Origin of the sequence: Methanosarcina sediminis (genome assembly GCF_052056915.1) — an archaeon.
Classification (GTDB): Archaea; Halobacteriota; Methanosarcinia; order Methanosarcinales; family Methanosarcinaceae; genus MTP4.
The window spans coordinates 1,456,033-1,477,231 of the sequence record NZ_CP195119.1 but is presented as its reverse complement, the minus strand read 5'-3'; the positions used below and the strand labels follow the sequence as shown (position 1 = coordinate 1,477,231).

The window sequence follows — 21,199 nt, the reverse complement described above, 5'->3', positions numbered from 1 at the left end:
TTTTTCATTTTTTGAGCCATATCTTTTTTGTTTTCAATTTTGATTTCAATTTCGATTTCAATTTCGATTTACTTTCTTCATAATGAGCAATGCAGGTATTTCTCAAAACTTATATATTCTTATATGCGCATATATGCATACATCCATGATTGGAAATAAAGTGAAATTTTTCAAAGCACTTGGGGACGAAACAAGGCTCACTATTCTCTCCTACCTGTTGAAACACAACTACTGCGCCTGCGATTTCACGCCTTTTACCGGGAAAACCCAGACCACGGTTTCAAAACACCTGAAAGTGTTGCTTGAAGCCGGGATTTTGAAGTATGAAAAGCGGGGGCGCAATATCATTTACAGTATCAGGGATGAGGAGACAAGGGAATTGCTGCTGGTCCTTGGAATCGGAGAGCTGGAACCTTGCTGTGAAAGGGGTGAAGGTCCCCCCGGATGTTGTAAGGATCTGAATGATTGACGAGAAACATGGATGAAAAATAGCTGGCAAGAAATGGAGATTAAAAATAGACCGCGGAAAATGGGGATTAAAATATGGATTCCAGTGAAAAAAAGCAGATTATCAAGCTGAAATACGGTGAAATTGCAATGTCAGGTGGCTCCTGCTGCTGCAGCAGTGAGTGTTGCGGAAATACTGGCACGGAAGAAATCTCGAAAAGCCTCGGTTATTCCGGAAAAGAAGTCCGTTTGGTCCCGGAGGCCAACCTGGGCCTGGGCTGCGGGAACCCTACGGCCTTTGCAGAACTGAAAGAAGGGGACGTGGTCCTGGACCTGGGTTCCGGTGCAGGTTTTGACTGCTTCCTGGCTGCGCAGAAGGTCGGGAACACCGGAAAGGTCATCGGCGTTGATATGACCGAAGAGATGGTGGAAAAGGCCAGGGCAAATGCCCTGAAATACGGATATCCGAATGTTGAGTTCCGCCTGGGGGACATCGAAGCCCTTCCTCTTGAAGCCTGTTCGGTGGATATTATCATCAGCAACTGCGTAATCAACCTCGCCCCTGAAAAAGAGAAGGTTTTCAGGGAAGCTTATCGCGTCCTGAAGCCGGGGGGAAGGATGTACATCTCGGATATGGTCCTTCTGGCTGAACTTCCTAAAGAGATGCATGAAAATGAAGACCTTCTGGTAGGCTGCGTGGCAGGAGCGGTCCTTAAAGAGGAGTATCTCAGGCTTTTGAAAGAAGCCGGTTTTGCCGTTGAAATCCTGGCAGAAGATTCCGATATAAGTGACAGGCAGTATGGTGGGCTTCCTGTTGAGAGCCTCAAGTTAAAGGCTTTGAAGTAAACTATATAGGAATTGAAGCCGTTTATATTACAATTCAATTATTCTTTTTCGTGGTCCGTGTATTCAAGGGTTGATCCTCTGAATTCCCGGACCTTTTCGAATTTGGGGAATAGGAGTCCGGAGACCCGGATCTTCTTGAGGGTGATACTACTGATAAGTATACAAACAGCAAAAATCTGTTTTATCGTAGCTTCCGTATTTTTGATGCTGAGCACAGGCTCTGCGGCTGCAAGAAGGATCACTGTGGGGGGTGACGATTACAAGGACTATTCTTCTATTCAGGCAGCTGTGGATGCAGCGAAGACCGGGGACATTGTATATGTTTACAGCGGACTTTACAGGGAAAACGTGGACCTTGAAAAGGAAATCACCATCCGTTCGATCTCGGGCACTCCGGAGAACTTCATCGTAAAAGCGAAAGACCCCGGTGACCACGTTTTTCACGTTAAGGCCAATAACGTAACGATCAGCGGCTTTTCCATAAAAGGTGCCTCTGACCCGGAAAAAGCCGGGATTTATCTCGAAAGCACCCGCGGGACCATGATCAGCAACAACAGGCTTTCGGACAACCGCCTCGGGATCTACCTCAGTGAATCGAACACCAACATGCTGAACGTTAATGACGTTTCGGGAAATGATATCGGGATCTATCTGCAGGCTTCACGGGATAACTGGGTCATTAACAACAAGGCAAAGGAAAACTTCCGGAAAGGAATCTTTTTGCAGGCATCCGATGAAAACCGGCTTACCGGAAACATTCTGCTTTTAAATGAAGAATTCGGCCTCATGCTCATGGACAGCAGCAAGAACCTCATCTACAACAATTTCTTCCAGAACGCCGCAAACGTAGGCTACGACGGAATAAACCTCGAAAACGTCTGGAACACAGAAAAGAAACGAGGGACCAGTATTGCAGGCGGCCCCTACTCAGGTGGCAACTACTGGACAGATGCCGAAAGCACGGCCCTCTGCATCGGAGAAGACAAAAACGACGACGGTCTCTGCGATGTCTCATATGACCTTGGAGAAGGCAACATCGACCACATGCCCCTCATCCTCAGCAGTACCCGGGTCCAGGCTTCCCCTTACATCCTTACTCTCCCGCTTCTCGTATTTGGCATATTCAGTATCTGGCTTGCCGTATTCGTAACCAAAAAAGTAATGGGCTGGGGAGACGACCTCGATTACGATTTCGATGACGATGACGAATAAATTTTGCAGAAAACGGGCTTTTAATTTTTCTTTGGATTTTTCCTATCCCATGAATCCTTTTTTAATTTGATTTTCGGGTACCGACGTTCTCAACGGCCGCAGAGCGGAGCGAAGCGGACGGCCTTTCCCAAATATTAATACCTGGAAATTATAATTGAACGCTGTAGCTGTTTTCTGGTTAATTGACACTTTTAGTCTCGGGTGTCTTATAGTTTAAATTTTCAGCGGCGAGATACTGCCAAAGCCAGTGCCATGAGGGCACCAAAGGTCGTGAAGGCTGGAGCTGATTCAGGGGAGGTTTCTGATTCTGAGGATGAAGATTCGGGGGTGGTGGGAGTTTCACCCTTGTAGTATTCGGTGGAGATGTAAGGATAGGCGACTGTAAATTTGCCTTTTACTAAAATATCTCCCGTCTCGAAATCATTAATTTGATAAACTAAGTTAATTGGTAAAGATCCACCTGCCCAGTTGTCTGTGGCTTTAACAGTCCATTCATACATTTTAGTAGAATTATTATCCAAAACCTCTGTTTCATACTCTTTCATTTTTGAAGTTGAACCAGTCACTATTTCAAAATTATTGTCTCCGATTTCGGACAACATTGTGGATACATAACATTTTTGATTAACAGTTAAATTAATACCAATGTCAAATGGCTCCCCAATATTTAAAACCGGTTTTGCAACCTCTTCTACTTGCAATAATTTTCCATTATAATAAACATCCATTTTACCATAAGGGCTACTTGCTGTAACTACACTTGGAACTAGTATCAAACTGATTAGTAACCCTATTAATAAAGAGTTCATGTTCATATTTCTCCCCCTAACCTTTCCAATAAACTGCCGTAGCCGACCGACTCTTCAGAGTCTCCACCGATTTTGTCTCCAACACCTTTTGGCCCAGGTCCAACAATTGTTGCAGAATAACCGTTTATTTGAAACGTAATTGGAGTATTTTTTCCGAGCCGAAGAATGTTTCCGTCTTGAGTTTTTTTTGATGGATGCATAATAAGCTCATCTTCTCTCACATACCTTTGTCCTTTATGTCCAAAGTAAGGTTCAGGAATTACTTCATTATCATTATCAGTAACTGTGAATGCTTCATACTCTCCAATTACATCATAAGTCCACACATTGATCGTAAAAATCCAGTGTGGAGGTAGCACAGGCAGTCCACAGGGTACGGCTTTCATAGCTATCTGGAACCTTTTTGAAACTTTTTCGGCAGCTTCTCCAGTAAGCCCATCTAAACTTTCATTTGCCATTTCTCTCAGTTCATCGTCAATCTGCTCGAAGCACTCGTCGATCAAGGGACCTTTATTCACCGTGATATCGCAGATTCCGTTGGCAACCCCGATTCGGACGTCAGTGTCTACCCTGTTAAGGGCAGCGTCCAGTTCTTCAGCTTCGATTGGGGGGTTTGAGTTTTTGATTTCGGTTTTTATGAGGGTGGAGAGTTCAGACGAGAGGTTTCCATTTGAGGATTTTTCTATTATTTCGTCTGTGGAGAGACTTTCGAGGTATTGGGAGGTGATGAGTTTGACTTTGTCTTCTTCAATCAGGTCCGAGATGACGGGGTTTGCGCTCACTTCGGCTGCAATTTCTTCGATTACGTTGCTTTTCAGTTCCGTTGTATAGGTGTGCTTCAGGTTGTAAATTTCAATATCAAGGGCTGTGCTGTCCAGGGATACCCCCTGTTCGGTCAGGTTCTCTTCAAGGAGGAGGATCTCCTCGTTCAGGACGGCGATGCTCTGGCTGATCTGCTGAGCTGTTTCGGTTTTTACGTATTCAGTGCTCGAACCTATGGCGTTGGCTATTTCTTCGGAGATTCCGGTGGTGAAGATGCAGGTGTTCCGGACGCCCAGGGGGTAGATTGTTCTTCCTCTTGGGTCTGTAAGTTCGTATTCTCCTCTTAAATCAAAATCGGGGTCATGGTAGAGGTAGTTTGGTTTCTGGTCCACGATCAGGGTCATGTTTTCGGTCCAGTTGTATTTGCTTTCGGGCTGGCCGGTAACTTCCATGGTGCTGATGATGCCCATATCTTTCCCGAGGGCTGATGCAGCCCTTTCCATTGCAGGATTATCGAAAAGGGTCAGGGTGCCGGAACTAACACTTTCCAGTATACTGGTATCCAGGCCTTTTTTCTCGAGCATGTCGATGACGTAGGAGTCAAGTTCGGTGTCGAGTTTTAATCTCCTTTGATTTGTGAATGAGTCTCTCTTAATTCAGGTTGCCATGAGAATAAATTAGTGGCGAGATGCAGCTAAAGCTACTGCCAGGAAGGTTCCGAAGGTCGTGAAGGCAGGTGTTGATTCCGGGGAGGTTTCGGATTTTGGGGGTGATGTCCCTTGGGCAGGGGTTTTGCCTTCGTAGTATTCAGTGGAGATGGTGCAGTAGGCGACTGTAAATTCACTATTTACAACGGGTTCTGGATTTCCTTTTTCAACTATCGAATAATGGAAGTTAATAGGAATTGATCCTCCAGCCCATTCAGCTGTAGGTTTTACCGTCCATTCAAAAATATGGGATTCATTTGCCTTCAAAATTGTACTTGAATATTGATCCATTTTAGATGGACCATCTACGACTTCAAAATAACCATCTCCAATTTGTGTAAGTTTACCTGATACTTTGTATTCTTGGTAAACAGTCATGTTTATTTTTAACTCAAAAGGTTCACCGATTTTCAGTGTAGGTTTTGCGACTTCAGTTCCCGGAAGTAAAATCCCATTATAATACACATTATAAGTGTAGATGTTTCCATAGGGATTATAGGCAGATGCTTGATTTGTCAGCAAAAGAAGTAAAAATCCAATAATTATACATTTTATTTTCATATATTTTCACCAAGTTCTACTGAAAGTTCTCCGTACCTTATTGATTCCTCGATATTTCCTCCCGTTTTATCTCCAACTCCTTTAGGTCCTGGACCAACAATAGTTGATGCATATCCTTTAATTTTAAAATTGAGAGCTATGTTATTTCCGATCTTTATATTGTAACCACCTTCATCTTTTTTTATCGGATCATAAATCTCTGAATCTTCTCTAACATACTTCTGCCCTTTATGTCCAAAATAAGGAGTTGGAATCACTTCATTATCATTATCTGTAACCACAAATTTTTGATATTTCCCGACGACTTCATAAGTCCACACATTAATCGTAAAAATCCAATGTGGAGGCAGTACAGGTAACCCGCAGGGCACTGCCTTCATAGCTATCTGGAACCTTTTTGAGACTTTTTCGGAAGCTTCTTCACTAAGCCCATCTAAACTCTCATCTGCCATTTCTTTCAGTTCACTGTCAATCTGCTCGAAGTACCCATCAATCAGGGTTCCTTTATTCACTGTGATATCGCAGATTCCGTTAGCTACCCCGATTCGGACGTCAGTGTCCACCCTGTTCAAGGCCGCGTCCAGTTCATCGGCTTCGATTGGGGGATTTGAGTTTTCGATTTCAGTTTTTATGAGTGTAGAGAGTTCGGCCGAGAGGTTGCCGTTTGAGGATTTTTCTATTATTTCGTCTGTGGAGAGGCTTTCGAGGTATTGGGAGGTGATAAGTTTGACTTTGTCTTCTTCGATCAGGTCAGAGATGACGGGGTTTGAACTAACTTCAGCTGCGATTTCTTCTATTACATTTCTTTTCAGTTCCGTTGCGTAGGTTAGCTTCAGGTTGTAAATTTCAAGGTCTAAAGCCGTGCTGTCCAGGGCTATTCCCTGTTCGCTGAGGTTCTCTTCAAGGAGAAAGATTTCTTTGTTCAGGACGTCGATGCTCTGGCTGATCTGCTGAGATGTTTCGGTTTTTACGTATTCCGTGCTCGAACCTATGGCGTCGGCTATTTCTTCGGAGATTCCGGTGGTGAAGATGCAGGTGTTCCGGACGCCTAGAGGGTAGATTGTTCTTCCTCTTGGGTCTGTAAGTTCGTATTCTCCTCTTAAATCAAAATCGGGGTCATGGTAGAGGTAGTTTGGTTTCTGGTGTTCGGTGTCGAGTTTTAATTTCCTTTGATTTGTGAATGAGTCTCTCTGAAATCAGGCTACCATGGGAAATTAGCGGCGGGATATCGCCAAAGCCAGTGCTAGGAAGGTTCCTAAGGTCGTGAAGGCAGGTGTTGATTCAGAGGAGGTTTCGGGTTCTGAGGATGAGGATTCCTGGGAAGGGGTTTTGCCTTCGTAGTATTCGGTGGAAATGTAGGGATAGGCAACTGTAAATCCACTTTCTACTAGAGGTTCTGGACTTCCATGGTCATAGATTGCATAATACATATCTAATGGTAATGATCCTCCGGCCCATTTTTCAGTTGGTTTTGCTAGCCATTCATACTCTATCGTAGAGTTCGCTTCTAAAATATTTGGTTTTGTGTAGTCACCTGTTCTCAAAGTGGGACCATCTATAATTTCAAAAGAGCTTTTTTCCATGCACGATAGTGATACATAAACGTCACTTTTTTGATTGACTGTTAAACTAATCTTTACGCTAAATGGTTCCCCTATTTTTAAAATTGGTTTTGCCACTTCCGTTCCCGGTAAAAGTTTATCATTAAAATAGACATCGTAAGTATAGACATCACCATATGGATTCTGTGCAGATGCGACACTTGTAGTTATAATTAGCACTAATCCAAGTAAAATTTCTTTTACTCTCATATTTGTTCTCCTAGCTCTAATAAAAGATTTTCATATTCCGTTGAATTTTCAGTAGGATCTCCTGCTTTATCTCCAACACCTTTTGGACCGGGACCTACGATTGTCGCAGCATAACCAGTGAGATGAAAAGTAATTACTTCGTTATTTCCTAATTTTAACGCAATCCCGTTTTCATCTTTCTTAAATGGGTGTATTATTTGTGATTTTGTCCTCACATACTTCTGTCCTTTATGCCCAAAATAAGGTTTGGGAATTACTTCATTATCATTATCAGTAACTGTAAATTCTTCATATCTTCCAACCACTTCATAAGTCCACACATTAATCGTAAAAATCCAGTGTGGTGGCAGCACAGGCAACCCGCAAGGTACAGCCTTCATAGCTATCTGGAACCTTTTTGAGACTTTTTCCGAAGCTTCTTCACTAAGCCCATCTAAACTCTCATCTGCCATTGCTTTGAGTTCGCTGTCAATCCTCTCGAAATACTCATCAATCAGGGCTCCTTTATTTACCGTGATATCGCAAATGCCGTTGGCAACCCCGATTCTAACGTCGGTGTCTACTCTGTTCAGTATAGCATCCAGTTCATCGGTTTCAATCGAAGGGTTTGAGGCTCTAATTTCAGTTTTTATGAGTGTAGAGAGTTCGGCCGAGAGGTTGCCGTTTGAGGATTTTTCTATTACTTCGTCTGTGGAGAGGCTTTCGAGGTATTGGGAGGTGATAAGTTTGACTTTGTCTTCTTCGATCAGGTCAGAGATGACGGGGTTTGAACTAACTTCAGCTGCGATTTCTTCTATTACATTTCTTTTCAGTTCCGTTGCGTAGGTTAGCTTCAGGTTGTAAATTTCAAGGTCTAAAGCCGTGCTGTCCAGGGCTACCCCCTGTTCGCTGAGGTTATCTTCAAGGAGGAGGACTTCTTCGTTCAGGACGGCGATGCTCTGGCTGATCTGCTGAGCTGTTTCGGTTTTTACGTATTCAGTGCTCGAACCTATGGCGTTGGCTATTTCTTCGGAGATTCCGGTGGTGAAGATGCAGGTGTTCCGGACACCAAGGGGATAAATAGTCCTTCCTCTAGGGTCTGTAAGTTCGTATTCTTCTCTTAAATCAAAGTCCGGGTCGTGGTAGAGGTAGTTGGGTTTCTGGTCCACGATCAGGGTCATGTTTTCGGTCCAGTTGTATTTGCTTTCGGGCTGGCCGGTGACTTCCATTGTGCTGATGATTCCCATGTCTTTTCCCAGGGCTGATGCAGCTCTTTCCATTGCAGGGTTATCGAAAAGGGTCAGGGGGCCGGAACTGACACTTTCCAGCATGCTGGTATCCAGGCCTTTTTTCTCGAGCATGTCAATGACATAGGAGTCGAGTTCAGAGTCTAGTTTTTCGTTTTTCTGATCGATTTCCAGGATGAGTTTGTTGTAGGCTTCGTTTCTTGCAATGTAGCGGGCAGAGTCGCTGGAAGTGTACATTGAGCCGGAAGCTGTGAGGTGCTGGCTCCTGTCTACATAGGTTTCCCGCTTCGATTCCAGGTCTAAAATGAGCTTTTCGGCGGTTTCGACCTGCAGGTCGGTGGGGTCCTGGCCCGGGTTGTCGAGGAGGGAGTAGCTGAAGGTGGGATTGTCCTGTTCGATTGAGTCAAGCATCCTGAGGATTTCTTCTGCCATCAGTTTGTGGAGCCAGGGTGGGATGTCACAGGAAACGGCGTGCTGCAGCAGGTGCTGCCCGTTGGGATACTCCCAGTAAAAGCTTTCAATTGCCAGGAGGTCCACGTGCTCTGCCCGATATTTGTCGGCGGCGTCTGAGCAGCAGGGGTCAAACCTTTCAGCGCCTTCGATGTCAACGTTTGTTTCCCTGTATTCCCTTTCCGTCGGGTCTGCGTAAGTGGAAAGGCCGGTGTAGCCGCCGGTCGGTGGGAGTTTGTGGAAGATGATCGTCAGGTTCTCTGATTCCGTTTCGCTGTGGTAGAGGGTTTCGGAATCGGTTTTGCTCGTGGTCTCCGAGTCCGAGCCGCTTGACGTGTCAGAGTGATGTTTGTAGATCTTGCCAGTTTTATTTACCTCATCCCGGTACCCTTCAAAGGTTTTCCATTCGTACTCGTACTTATAACTGTAATCTATCTCCCAGCGGGTGTTTATTTTGTAGTATATATTATAGCGGACGTTCCAGTCAAAAACGTGGTCTTCACTGTTCAGGTATCCGTCTTCCCGGTTCTCTGCAATAATTTGGTCTTCTCCGGCATAGTCGTAGTTTGGCTCGACTCTTACGTCACTAATCTCTACGGACTTCAAATTCACCGAAGCGCTCGTGATCCACCAGCTATCCACATGCCCTTTCGGGGGGTCGATTGAAGGGCTAACGGATTCAGAATAGGAATTCGTGATCGAATCGCTCCAGGCATAGGTGGGCACAAGAGACCCTATGTGAGTGCCAGCCGCAAGGTAGTCCGAGTCCCAGCTGACCGTGTGCGAGCTGTAAGAAACCGAACTCCGGTCAAAATCCGCATTAATCGTGGAGACCAGCGGATCAGGGGAATCAAAGCCATCCCTTAGCACCTGCCCCTGAACAGGGGCTTTGTAGACACTGTCAGTAACGTCGTGGATAAGGTCCGGTTTTTCCGGGGTCCATTCCCGGTCATTGAAGACCCAGCCGTCTATAACTCCTTCCGTGTAGTCCGAGGCTGCAACTTTTATTTCCGAATATTCCTCGATTTCCTCGTAGGAGGTATCAGCGTCTGTAAAGGAGTCTTCGATTCCCTCTTCGATGTCAATGTTAAAGGACTTGTTTTCTGAAAGGGAATCGTAAGTTGTTGACAGGTTCACCTCTTTATCTTTCTCATAGAGGTCTGTGAAAGAGGTCGAGGTATTGGAATTTAAGTTTGAGTCTGAGCTTGAATCCGAGCTTGAATCCGAATCCGAATTCAAATCAGATTCAGCCTCTTTTCCGATCTCCCTGGCCGAGTTCACGTCTTCGTACAGCACCTTCCCGTTGTAGTAGGTTGTGTAGGTCAGGGCAAGCGGGTCTACCGAATCAAAAACCCTTTTCTGGGTGTAGATGGTGCCCGCGTTGACAGAGCTTGCCAGGGCAGGATTGGTGAGGATGTTCAGGGGTCCGTTTGCGTAATATTGCCAGGGACCGTAGGCAAAGGTCCTCAGGTTCATTGCCCCGAGCACGATGTTAGGCGCGGAGTCCAGGCTTGCTGAATTTTCAAGTTCTTTTTCGTATTCCCGGACAAGTTCTTCAAGAAGAGGTTCTCTGGAAGGAATCAGAGTGGAGATATTCATACTTCTGTTGAAAGTTTCTCCCGATTCCAGGTTCACAAGAGTGTAGTTAAGGTTCGGAATTTCAAAGACGTAGTAGATAGTGTAGGTCTGGTCGGTAGGGTTGATTTCCCGCTCAAGGGTCCCGTTTACTTTGCGGATTTCGAGCTTTTCAGGCGTCAGGTCGGGCTGCACGTTGATCGCATACTCCCTGAAGGTATGCATGTTGTCCTGGTAGTTCTGGGCAAGCAGGCGGTTCATGCAGTCAATTGCAATATCTTTTACAGGGCTGACCTCTACTTGGAACCAGTCCGAGGCTTTCGTTTCAGTCCCGTAATAGAGTTCGATGGAAGCATAGCCGGATTCGGCTGTTTCGGGTACCTCGACGTATTCGTCAAAGTATACTTTTTGAAGAAAACCCGTGGCCTGCCCGTAGTTCACATTTTTGATTTCGTTTCCTTTCGAGTCCTCTACAATCAAAATGACGTCCTTATTTTTCCAGAGGGCTTCGATTTTTCCCCAGACGTCTGAGGGCAGGGTTATGGAAACCTTAAGCACATCTCCCCTTTCCAGGTTCTGGTTTTGCGGGACCACCATAAAGCCGTCTTCCATTTTTCTTTCAACCTGGGTCCCCTCGGGCTGGATTACCGGGTGCTCCCCCTGCCATTCCAGGGCTTCAATCCCCGCATAGTTCAGGCAGCGGGCAAGGTCTGCTGCGGCAAGCTTGACTGAAGTCTGTCTGGGGTCATTTTTTTCGGTGGTATAGATGGTTTCGGCAATTTCAGAGTCCATTTTTACGAGGTAGACGGAAGTGAAGGTTGCGGCAAGGACGATGAAGATCCCGATCACAGCAAATGGGATGTAGGCCTCGGTATTCTGAAAGATAGATGAACTTTTCCTGTCCGAGACTCTCTTTTTCGATGCGCCATTTTCAGATCCCTGGCTCATTTTCCCTGCCATTTCCCCCACCCAACAGAACAAATTAATTTCTAGTCGGTGTAAAATTATTTAAGACTTTTCTGCCTAATTATTTAATTAAGTTTGTAAATTACAGGTCCAATACTAAATAAGTTTATATTGTTTATACTGTATCCATTTGAGTGGATATTTTGAAAAGGTGGATGCCCATCCAAAGGTTTTTAATAATTTTCTATCATATATCGCCCAAAAATAAGGATATTGTCAGGACATATCTATAATTCTAATATTTGGTGGGATATCTATATACTCAAGATTTCAACAACTTTCTTAAGTTAATCTGAATCCCTCGAAATTACCTTATTTACCTTAATTTACCTTTATTTACCTTGATTCGATGCTGAAATTTATCAATTTGTAAATCACTTATCATAGAGGAGATGAAAAGCATTAAGTCAATCATCCTTGCAGGCGGGTCGGGAACACGGCTCTGGCCCCTGAGCCGGGAAATGTACCCGAAACAGTTCCTCAAATTCGGTGAAAGGTCTCTTTTCCAGAACACGGTGCTTCGCTGCCTTGAAATTTCCAAAATCGAAGAAATTTTCGTGGTCACCAACGAAGCCCAGAAGTTTTTCGTGATGGGGCAGATCAAAGAAATTGGTCATGAAATCCCTCCCGAAAACATCCTGATCGAACCCGAAGGAAGAAACACCCTCCCCGCTATCCTTTTCGGGATGAAGGAGATTGAAAGGAAGTTCGGGAAATCCACGGTCGGGGTTTTCTCCTCCGACCACGTCCTCGATAAAGCCGCTATGCAAACAATCTCCTCGGCAGAAGAACTGGTATCTGCTTCTCTCGTGACCTTCGGAGTCGTGCCCACCTTCCCGAATACCGGGTATGGTTACGTAAAACCTGCCGAACCTCTGGGTCCCGGCTACCGTGTTTCCGGGTTCCGGGAAAAACCGGACGAAGAAACCGCAAAAAAGTACATAGAAGAAGGTTGTCTCTGGAACAGCGGGATGTTTTTGTTTGACACCGATCTCTTTTTTGAAGAAGTCAGGACGCATGCTCCCGGGGTCCTTGCCTGTTTTGAGCAATTCGAGAACATTGCCGGGATCTACGAAAACGTGGAAAAAATCTCCGTTGACTACGGCATTATGGAAAAATCCGATCGAGTTGCGGTTGTAAGGCTGGACCATCAGTGGAGTGATCTCGGGAATTTCTCTGCAATTTACGATGAGTTTGAAAAGGACAGGGATGAAAATGTGGTCCATGGATGCGATCCTTTCCTTTTGAATTCTACCGGGAACCTTGTTCACTCAAAGTCCGGAAAGATTGTTTCCCTTATCGATGTAAATGACCTTGTTGTTGTTGATACCCCCGATGCCCTGCTGGTCTGTCCCAAAGAGAGCAGCCAGAAAGTAAAAGAAATCGTTACCGAGCTCAAAAACAGGGATGATGAAAGGGCGTACATAGGACAGAAAGTATACCGTCCCTGGGGTTCATATTCTCTGCTTGAAAACTCCCCAGGGCACAAGATCAAGAATATTGCTGTACTTCCTGAGCATAAGTTGAGTCTTCAGATGCACTATCATAGAAGCGAGCACTGGGTTGTTGTAAAGGGAATGGCCTGTGTTGAGGTTAACGGGGATAAGTTCTTTTTAAGGCCCGGAGAAAGTACGTTTATTCGTGCGGGAGAAAAGCACAGGTTGTCGAATCCGGGGAAGCTTCCGCTGGAGATTATTGAGGTGCAGCTGGGAGAGCTTGTTGATGAAGGGGATATTGTGAGGTTTGATGATGTGTATGGGAGGGAGTGAGTAATTTTGAAAATTAAGACAATCAAGTGTGAAATTGTTAAGAAGGAATTTGGATGGACTCATCAAACATAATGATTGATAGATCTGCCTTATTAATACAAATACTTTCATGAGTTGAATGAAGACTTAAAGGTATCCTCTTCAAATTAGATGGTAGCAATGTAAATCAGATCAATTTGAGATGTGTCAATAAATTTTGAATATTTGAAAAAACACATCCATGTAACCCATTCGAACATATCTACATTGTGAGTAATATGCCGATGTATTTGTTTATCTGGAAAAATTACCCTTTAATTTGAAGAGGATACACTTAAAGTTATAGTAATATCATCACCGCAATCAATTGGTATGTTAACAATTTTACTTTCATTAAATGAAAGTTAATATATGAATAAATAACATGTCGACCTGTCGTTAGTGCTAATCTTAATATAATCCTAATTGAATATTGTCATCTTTAAGGTACGGAACCATTTTTATATTGATTTTTATCAATCTGTATAAATTGATGTTGATACTATGTCACCTACTCGTGAAAAATATTGCCGGATTTCAAAGTTTTTTGAGAAGAGTTTGAATACATCCACGGATTTTCATATTAAACCATTATCCACAAAAACTAAGAATAAATTAATAACTTCAAATGTAACTGTTCCTGAAATCGATCAAACTGTTATTAATAAAATATGGTGGTATAACAAATTAGAAATTTTATTTGACCAGGGATTTAAAAAGGGCTTCCTAAAAAATGTGATCGTACATGGCAGTTATGGTGACATGACATCCACAAATTATAGTGATTTGGATCTCACTTTATATATTGATGAACAAATATTCCAAAACAGGGACCTCATGAATTCTTTTAGAAATTGGTATGAAAGGAATTTTTTTACATTTATGCTTTCAGTTGACCCTCTGCAGCACCATGGTCCTTTTTACCTATGGGACTCTCTGATATCTAACTATTCTGAGGATATTCTTCCCATAGAAGTTTATCGGCGTTCATGGGGACTAAAAAAAATTGAAATGAACTTCAGACATTTTTATTCTGATTTTTCTCCAGAAACAAAAGCACTATCTCTTATAACATGCGAATCTCTCTTAAATCATAAAAAATTTTTTAGACATGGGCACAATATGTATCAAATGAAAAGGTATCTTAGTAATTTAATGCTTATTCCAGCATTCTATTACACAGATGTAGGTTGTCCGATGCACAAAGCTGATTCATTTGATTTTTTTTACAAAGAATTTGGGGACTTGGCGGATCCGATCAAGGAAGCAAGTAAAATAAGAATAAATTGGCCAAAAACACCATCATTGATAAGAGAATTGGTTCTTGTATCCAGAAAACTTCCATTTACATCAAAAATAACATACATTTCTCGATTAGGGTATAATAATAAAAATATTAAAGATAATATCTATGAAAATATTGTGCCTGGTATTCTCCCCTTGTATCACGAACTTGAAAATAGGTTACAAAAATGATGATATTCAATGAACCAGTTTCTATTGCAAGATCAAAATACGAAGAAGAACTAAAAAAATACGTAGATGGAGTAAAATCTGTAAATGATCTTGTAGGTGTCATGACAATGGGCTCTATTGGAGCCCCAGGTCTATCTGATTTAGATGTAATATGTGTGGTTAAAGATAATTTTAATAAGAAATACTCAAATAAGCTATCTGTAAATCATTTAGACAAGAATATATTTTTGCATGGTCCAGTCATTGTTCCTGAAAGTATGATTGAAGATTTGCAATATCTGATATATGCTTCAAATTTAACAGATACAGACAAAGTAGAGTTAGCTTCAAAAGTACGTGAACTCTCAAATCTTGAGAAAAAAAATCTATCTTTAGCATATTTGGTAGACTTCACGGAAAGCAGGTTGATACAATATGCAATAACTAAACAACAGGATAAAATCGATAAACGGGCATGGATGACTAGATTATGGTCATATGTTCACACGCAGAATCTTTGTCAATATGCGGAAATAAAATTAAGTGAAGACTCATGTAAAATTATTGAAGATATAACGAATCTTAGAGAAAACTGGTTAAATGGAAATCCTTGCAATAACGATTATTTTTTGAATCTATTTTATCATTCAGAAGCAGTTGCAAAAGAAGTTATGATAGCTGCTTGTAAAGAAAGTTACATGAGTGCGGGGTCTCCGGAGATAATTTCGGATCCATGTATTTTTGAAAATAGAAATAAAAGGATTATTTGTTCCAGTAATACCTCAGAACCTTATTCATTGATTCGTACTTTAAAAATTAGGAATCAAACTATACCATTTATAACTACTTATGCACCTGTGGAATATGCAGCTCATCTAAACAATTATGAATTTCCAAATGAATGTTTTCAAAAACACCTTCCAGTAACTCCGAAAACAAATACATACCTTGAAATTTTAACTAAAAGATCTCGGCTTGTTTATAGACACAACCTGTTTTTGAAAGAAAAAAATATAAATTATTCAATGAAGGGGTACCTGGGTATTCCATATGATTTCTCAAATCCTATTATTCGACTATTTTATAAAGGGTACTGGCAATGGGTTGCAAATATAAATAAGGAATGAGTTTTTGATGGATCCAATAATTGCTAAATTAGGCTTAAAGAAGTTGGGTAAAAATATCTTCGGTACATTTTTGCGTCAAGGTATCGGAATAATTATTGGTTTAGGCTTATCTATACTCCTTGCCCGAGTACTGGGTCCAGCAGGCAACGGGCAGTATGCAATAGGAATTCTTTTACCAACTATGCTAGCTACTTTTTTGAACCTTGGTGTATCTCCCGCTAACGTATATTTTATCGCCTCAAATAGAATTAAACCTTATTCTGCATTCAAGACTAACCTTCGGCTTTGGTTTATTTTAAGTGGAATTGGAGTTATAATAAGTATCTGTATAATTGAAACTCAGAGTAACAAATGGTTTCCAGGTATACCGCCTTCTTTTCTTTGGCTTGGTCTGTTGGCATTTCCATTGTCATTACTTCAGATATTCCTGAAAAGTTTTCTTCAAGGTTTACAGGATTTTAAAAATTACAATTACGCTTTATTGGTAACTCCCGTTGTAACATTACTACTTGCCGCTTTCCTAGTGGGTCTATTAAATATGGGTGTTTTTGGAGCTTTACTTTCTTTTATAATCGGACAGGCAAGCGGGTTAGTAATTACGTTGATTATACTACAGCCTTATCTTCGAGCAAACGATGAAAAAAACGGAGATCATATAGATAATTATACTAAAGAATGTCTGGGATATGGTTGGAAAGCACATTTGAGTAATATACTTGCGTTTGTAAACTATAGAGCAGACCTCTTTTTAGTCAACTTCTTTCTTGCGCCAACGGCTACGGGAGTTTATGTAATTGCTGTACAGATTGTCGAAAAGTTGTGGATTTTATCACAATCAGTAAGCACGGTGATTTTACCTCGCCTTTCAGAACTACATACAGAAGAAGAAAAACGTCAACATTTAACACCTTTGATTGCTCGCTGGGTTCTTCTGGTTTCTTCAATAGGAGCATTAATATTGGCACTGTTAGTATCTCCATTTATTAACTTTTTTTATGGTAGTGAGTATGTCCCGGCGGTTGGTGCACTTTTCTGGTTAATTCCAGGTGTGCTCGTGGGAAGTGTGTCAAAAGTATTGGCAAATGATATTGCTGCACGGGGAAGACCTGAGTTAAATCTTTATGTTTCTATGCTGGTGGTCTCTGTTAATATAATTTGTAATATAATTCTAATCCCAAGGTTAGGTATTGTGGGAGCAGCCATAGCCACTACTATTGCTTACGTTTTAAATTCAATAACCAAATTGTGGCTCTATTCTTACCTCAGCAAAAACCCGTGGTGGAAAGCTATTTTATTTAGTTCCAGTGACAAATTGTTATTTCAGGAAGGGATCAATACATTAAAAAACTCAATATTTAAATAAAGTGCAAATCGAACTTATTGAAAACAAAATTTAGTTGTCAACAGAAAAAAGGGATTCTATGAGACGATTAAAAGTTTTAATACTGCCCTCTTCATATCCCAGTAAAGAGAATCCTGTAAAAGGAATTTTTTTTAAAGAACAAGCAGAAGCCTTGAATCAATATGTCGATGTGGCTGTCTTGAGTGTTGATATTATTAGGTTAAACCAGCCAAAAAAAGTTATTCATGCTAAAAGAAAAAGTATCTGTAAAGAAAATGGATTATTAACTTTCAGACTTAATTATGTTAATTGGACTCCTAAAAGTAAGAATTTGAGCAACAAACTGTATGAAAAAAAAGTGGTTGAAGGGTATGAAGAAATCGTAAAGATATTTGGAAAACCCGATATAATTCATGCTCATATAAGTTATCCAGCAGGGTACGGGGCCATGATATTAAGTAAAAAATTTAAAATTCCATTCATGGTAACCGAACATGCTACTTTTTTTGAAGATAAACTGATGACTAAATATAACAATTATACTACAAAAGTATTGAAAAATGCTGATTATTATAGTGCTGTAGGTTCTAATTTAAAAGATAAAATAAATAAAGCTGGAAGGGAACAATGTGAAGTAATTCCAAACTTTATTAACATGGATAAATTTAATTTAGGAAAAAAATCCCAAATTAGAAACCACAGTAATATATTTAATTTAATTAATGTCTCAGTTATGACCGATAAGAAAGGGATAGATGTCCTATTAAGGGCATTACATCAAGTTACTTATGACAAGGGGTATCAAAATATTCATTTGAATTTAATAGGGAGCGGTCCCGAAAAGCAAAAATATGAACATTTGTCCCGTGAATTGGGTCTAATAAATTATTGCACGTTTCATGGCCGGTTAAATGACGATGATTTGGTAAAATATATGAATTTATCAGATGCTTTAGTAATTTCAAGTCGAATAGAAACATTTGGCGTAGTTGGAATTGAAGCAATGGCTTCTGGAATTCCGGTTATAGCAACCCGGTGTGGGGGTCCAGAAGGCTATGTGAGGGACAAAGTTGGATTACTTGTTGAAAAAGAGAATGTGAATAGTCTTGCTGAAGGAATTATTGAGATAATCAATAATTATGATAAGTACGATGCTGATAGTATCAAGGAATATGTACACAAAAACTATAGTTCTGAAGCGGTATGTGAAAAAATAATGGATATATATAAAAAATTAATTAGATAACAAATAAAACATTGTTGCAATTTAAAAATGTTCATAAATATGCAATAGTTTTTTCTCCATCAATCCCCAATTATATTTCGTCTCCACAGCTTTTTTTCCATTCATCCCCATTTCTTCAGCTTTTTGAGGATTTTCTAACAAATAAATAATGTAATCTGAAATTTTTTCCGTATCTTTAGGATCTGTTAACAATCCACATTTCGCTTCTTCGACAATTTTTCCCATGGCAGGTAAATCACTTGCTAGTACGGGCTTACCACAGGCCATGTACTCAAATAATTTTAAGGGATAAGCAGTTTTTTTGAATCTTTCTGTTGGATGCAAAAGCACTGTACCTATTTTTGAGATTCTAATATATTTTGGGATTTCTGTGTGAGGGAGGAATCCTAAATATTCAATATTCTTTTCAAGCTTATTTTTTTTAATGTATTCGAAACACTTTTTTTTAAATTGATTTGTTTCAAAATTGCCTAGTAGGAGTAATTTTATCGAGGTGTATTTATTTGAGATTTTATTTGTTGCCTCAATGAGGTTAAATATTCCTCTTTCTTCAGCCAACCCACCTATATAAATAATTACATCCTCATCCTTATATTTCTCTTCAATAAAAGGGTCGTTGTCTCCTTCAAATACTTGTAATGGTGGTAGGTTGATTATTGGGTGGACATTTTCGTTAAACTTTTTATATCTTTTTGCGATCCCTTCATCTGCTGTGATAATTGCATTAAATGAGCGGCAGAATAGAGGTTCGATGAAATCTAAAAGAAAGGTAAAAAATAATTTTCTTTGAAGACTCATATCAGGCAATTTGTCAACATAGTATTCATGAACATCATAAATAACTTTCTTTCTCTTTAAGAATTTTAAATAAATAGCTGCAGGTAATGATTCAGGTTCGTGAAAATGGTATACATCTGCATTAATGTCTGTTGCATTTTTAAGTAATTCGTTTAATAATTGTAAGTATTGTCCTGGATCCACTTTTTTATCGATTCCTATGATTTTTATCCCATCTACTTCATCTATGGTTTTTTCACTGGTGTGGCCCAAGACACTAACATCATAACCCGCTTTTTTTAGGCTTTTTGCTTCCTTATAAAATATCCTGGTGTCAAGAGGATTATGATTCGTTGACATCATACAAATTTTTAACATTTTTAACCTTGCCTGTATCTTCTTTTGAGCATGTTTGTCTATTATTTAAGTGTAAATGGTCAAGTAAGTACTTTGGATAAATTATCCATACAACTTCTCATTTATTTTTAGTTGAATTACTAATGTTTCATCAATTTCCAAGTACCAATTGATTATGAACAATTGTAATCTGTATTATAATGACATTATATGGTTTACAACACACAGCTCACTTATGATAATCAATTTGAATTGTATAATTTCTCTTTTGGTTCCGAGTCCTAAATACATTATTTTTTAAGAGATCTTGTCGTCTCCTAGTCTGTAGACGATGCTTAATTCATTAAAACATCAGACATTTAAAGTACTTGATGTCCTGTTCTGAGAATTCTGAATGCAGGGGCATTTTATGAACTGGGGCTTGGCTCCGACAATGGATACAATCTTCAAGCTAATTCCTCGTATAATCCAAATAATCTTTTTTCCATGTTTTCCCAGTTGTACTTTTCTTCAACAGCTCTTTTCCCGTTTTCCCCCAGCTGTTTTTTTTTCTGTGGATCTTTTAAGATCTCAATAATTGCGTCGGATATCTCCATAATGTTTGTTGGATCTACAGTAATGCCACAATTATTTTCTTCTACTATTGCCCCCATCTCCGGGAAATCACTTGCTATCACTGGAATTCCACACGCCATATATTCAAAAAGTTTTACAGATATTGCATGGATGTACCTTTCTATTGGTTGGAGCAAAACGAGTCCAACATTAGCTTTCTCCAGATATTTTATCGTCTCCCCATGTGGTACCCACCCGGTAAGTACAATATTTTCTTCCAGTTTTTGCTCTTCTATGTATGGGATGATTTCTTCTTTAAATCCATCATTGCTAAATTTTCCAATGAATACCATCTTGACGTCAGGAATTTCTTTTCTTACTATTTCTATTGCTTTTATTGATTCAAACATTCCTTTGTATTTGATCAAGCCACCCACATACACCGCAGAATTTTCTTTTTCATCTTTCTCTCTTCCTTCTTTTCTGATGAATAGATTCTTTTTCGGGTAGTTTGAAACCGTTATTATATTTTTATTGTAATCTTTATATTTGGATTTCATCACATCGTCCACTGTAATGATGAAATCTGCAAACATGCAAAGAAAGCGTTCACACCACATGCTTGCTACTCTGATTAATGGCTTTAATCTGTCTGGAAATATTGCGTTTTCAGCGATCAAAGTTGGATAGTAGTCTCTCATGTCATAAACTACTTTTTTTCTTTTCAGAATCTTTATGATCACTCCCACAAGTAGGGTGCTGGGTAATTCGCACTGGTATGCATCGCAATCGGCTTTCAGAGCTGCAAAAAAAATGTTGATTATTGTAAACGGGTATGTGGTTTTCTTTTTGGTTTCCGGGATTGTTATTATATGAATGCCTTCAATTTCCTCGTTAATCTTTTTATTGTGGGGGGCAATTATTGTGATTTCATGCTTATTCGAGAGGGATTTTCCTATTTTATAATACATGCGTGTATCAAATGGAGAATGTATTGCAGACATTATGCAAATTTTCATTTTCAAACCTCTGATAGGTATAAAACAACTCCAATATCTTATTTTCTTGAACTTTTTGTATAATCCGATCTCATGACAATACATGATGTTTATGCCGTTGGATCAGAAACTCTATTTTTTTGAGACTGAGGTTAATTTAATGGTTTTGATACACTTCGTTTT

The 21,199-nt window shown here is 40.3% G+C and carries 16 protein-coding genes and 1 pseudogene; 8 read left to right on the top strand and 9 right to left on the bottom strand.

Annotation, left to right across the window (positions count from 1 at the left end; all coding sequences use genetic code 11):
- The first annotated feature begins 145 nt into the window (after positions 1–145).
- Positions 146–469, top strand: coding sequence for an ArsR/SmtB family transcription factor (locus tag ACSAZK_RS06140; protein ID WP_440956494.1), 324 nt, complete (start codon positions 146–148; stop codon positions 467–469).
- A 74-nt stretch (positions 470–543) separates the two neighbouring features.
- A complete protein-coding gene (locus tag ACSAZK_RS06135) occupies positions 544–1,293 on the top strand; it encodes an arsenite methyltransferase (protein WP_440956493.1) in 750 nt (249 codons plus the stop codon).
- A gap of 38 nt (positions 1,294–1,331) precedes the next feature.
- Here the strand turns inward: ACSAZK_RS06135 and ACSAZK_RS06130 are convergent, their stop codons facing one another.
- Positions 1,332–1,535: a hypothetical protein gene (locus ACSAZK_RS06130; RefSeq protein ID WP_440956492.1), complete on the bottom strand. Its 204-nt coding sequence runs from the start codon at positions 1,533–1,535 to the stop codon at positions 1,332–1,334.
- Position 1,536: 1 nt separating this feature from the next.
- On the opposite strand from ACSAZK_RS06130, the gene ACSAZK_RS06125 reads away from it, so the two are divergent.
- On the top strand, positions 1,537–2,505 hold the full coding sequence (locus tag ACSAZK_RS06125; protein WP_440956491.1) for a right-handed parallel beta-helix repeat-containing protein: 969 nt from the start codon (positions 1,537–1,539) through the stop codon (positions 2,503–2,505).
- 221 nt (positions 2,506–2,726) lie between these two features.
- On the opposite strand, the gene ACSAZK_RS06120 is transcribed toward ACSAZK_RS06125, so the two are convergent.
- The 6 genes and pseudogenes from ACSAZK_RS06120 to ACSAZK_RS06095 all read right to left on the bottom strand — a co-directional run bounded on the left by ACSAZK_RS06120 (position 2,727) and on the right by ACSAZK_RS06095 (position 11,366).
- Complete coding sequence (locus ACSAZK_RS06120) at positions 2,727–3,320, bottom strand: sarcinarray family MAST domain-containing protein (protein ID WP_440956490.1); 594 nt, start codon at positions 3,318–3,320, stop codon at positions 2,727–2,729.
- Positions 3,317–4,660: a DUF7286 family protein gene (locus ACSAZK_RS06115; RefSeq protein ID WP_440956489.1), complete on the bottom strand. Its 1,344-nt coding sequence runs from the start codon at positions 4,658–4,660 to the stop codon at positions 3,317–3,319. Before ACSAZK_RS06115 ends, ACSAZK_RS06120 begins: the two co-directional genes overlap by 4 nt.
- A 93-nt stretch (positions 4,661–4,753) precedes the next feature.
- Positions 4,754–5,344, bottom strand: a complete 591-nt coding sequence (locus ACSAZK_RS06110; RefSeq protein ID WP_440956488.1) for a sarcinarray family MAST domain-containing protein — start codon at positions 5,342–5,344, stop codon at positions 4,754–4,756.
- Positions 5,341–6,408: pseudogene (locus ACSAZK_RS06105) on the bottom strand (DUF7286 family protein); the annotation flags it as partial. The pseudogene ACSAZK_RS06105 and the gene ACSAZK_RS06110, both read right to left, overlap by 4 nt.
- 150 nt (positions 6,409–6,558) lie before the next feature.
- Positions 6,559–7,155 carry a sarcinarray family MAST domain-containing protein gene (locus tag ACSAZK_RS06100; RefSeq protein ID WP_440956487.1) on the bottom strand — a complete coding sequence of 199 codons (597 nt, stop codon included), beginning with the start codon at positions 7,153–7,155 and terminating at the stop codon, positions 6,559–6,561.
- Positions 7,152–11,366, bottom strand: a complete 4,215-nt coding sequence (locus ACSAZK_RS06095) for a DUF7286 family protein (protein ID WP_440956486.1) — start codon at positions 11,364–11,366, stop codon at positions 7,152–7,154. Before ACSAZK_RS06095 ends, ACSAZK_RS06100 begins: the two co-directional genes overlap by 4 nt.
- Before the next feature lie 398 nt (positions 11,367–11,764).
- Between ACSAZK_RS06095 and ACSAZK_RS06090 the strand changes: the two genes are divergently transcribed.
- From ACSAZK_RS06090 to ACSAZK_RS06070, 5 genes are all read left to right on the top strand, one after another.
- Positions 11,765–13,141 carry a mannose-1-phosphate guanylyltransferase/mannose-6-phosphate isomerase gene (locus ACSAZK_RS06090; protein WP_440956485.1) on the top strand — a complete coding sequence of 459 codons (1,377 nt, stop codon included), beginning with the start codon at positions 11,765–11,767 and terminating at the stop codon, positions 13,139–13,141.
- Between the two features lie 576 nt (positions 13,142–13,717).
- A complete protein-coding gene (locus ACSAZK_RS06085) occupies positions 13,718–14,635 on the top strand; it encodes a hypothetical protein (RefSeq protein WP_440956484.1) in 918 nt (305 codons plus the stop codon).
- Complete coding sequence (locus ACSAZK_RS06080) at positions 14,632–15,741, top strand: hypothetical protein (RefSeq protein WP_440956483.1); 1,110 nt, start codon at positions 14,632–14,634, stop codon at positions 15,739–15,741. The genes ACSAZK_RS06085 and ACSAZK_RS06080 overlap by 4 nt, the downstream gene beginning before the upstream one ends.
- Before the next feature lie 7 nt (positions 15,742–15,748).
- Complete coding sequence (locus ACSAZK_RS06075) at positions 15,749–17,104, top strand: flippase (RefSeq protein ID WP_440956482.1); 1,356 nt, start codon at positions 15,749–15,751, stop codon at positions 17,102–17,104.
- A 34-nt stretch (positions 17,105–17,138) separates the two neighbouring features.
- A complete protein-coding gene (locus ACSAZK_RS06070; RefSeq protein ID WP_440956481.1) occupies positions 17,139–18,329 on the top strand; it encodes a glycosyltransferase in 1,191 nt (396 codons plus the stop codon).
- A gap of 21 nt (positions 18,330–18,350) precedes the next feature.
- Here the strand turns inward: ACSAZK_RS06070 and ACSAZK_RS06065 are convergent, their stop codons facing one another.
- Both ACSAZK_RS06065 and ACSAZK_RS06060 read right to left on the bottom strand, forming a co-directional pair.
- Complete coding sequence (locus ACSAZK_RS06065) at positions 18,351–19,469, bottom strand: glycosyltransferase family 4 protein (RefSeq protein WP_440956480.1); 1,119 nt, start codon at positions 19,467–19,469, stop codon at positions 18,351–18,353.
- A 440-nt stretch (positions 19,470–19,909) separates the two neighbouring features.
- On the bottom strand, positions 19,910–21,037 hold the full coding sequence (locus ACSAZK_RS06060; protein WP_440956479.1) for a glycosyltransferase family 4 protein: 1,128 nt from the start codon (positions 21,035–21,037) through the stop codon (positions 19,910–19,912).
- Positions 21,038–21,199: the final 162 nt, after the last annotated feature.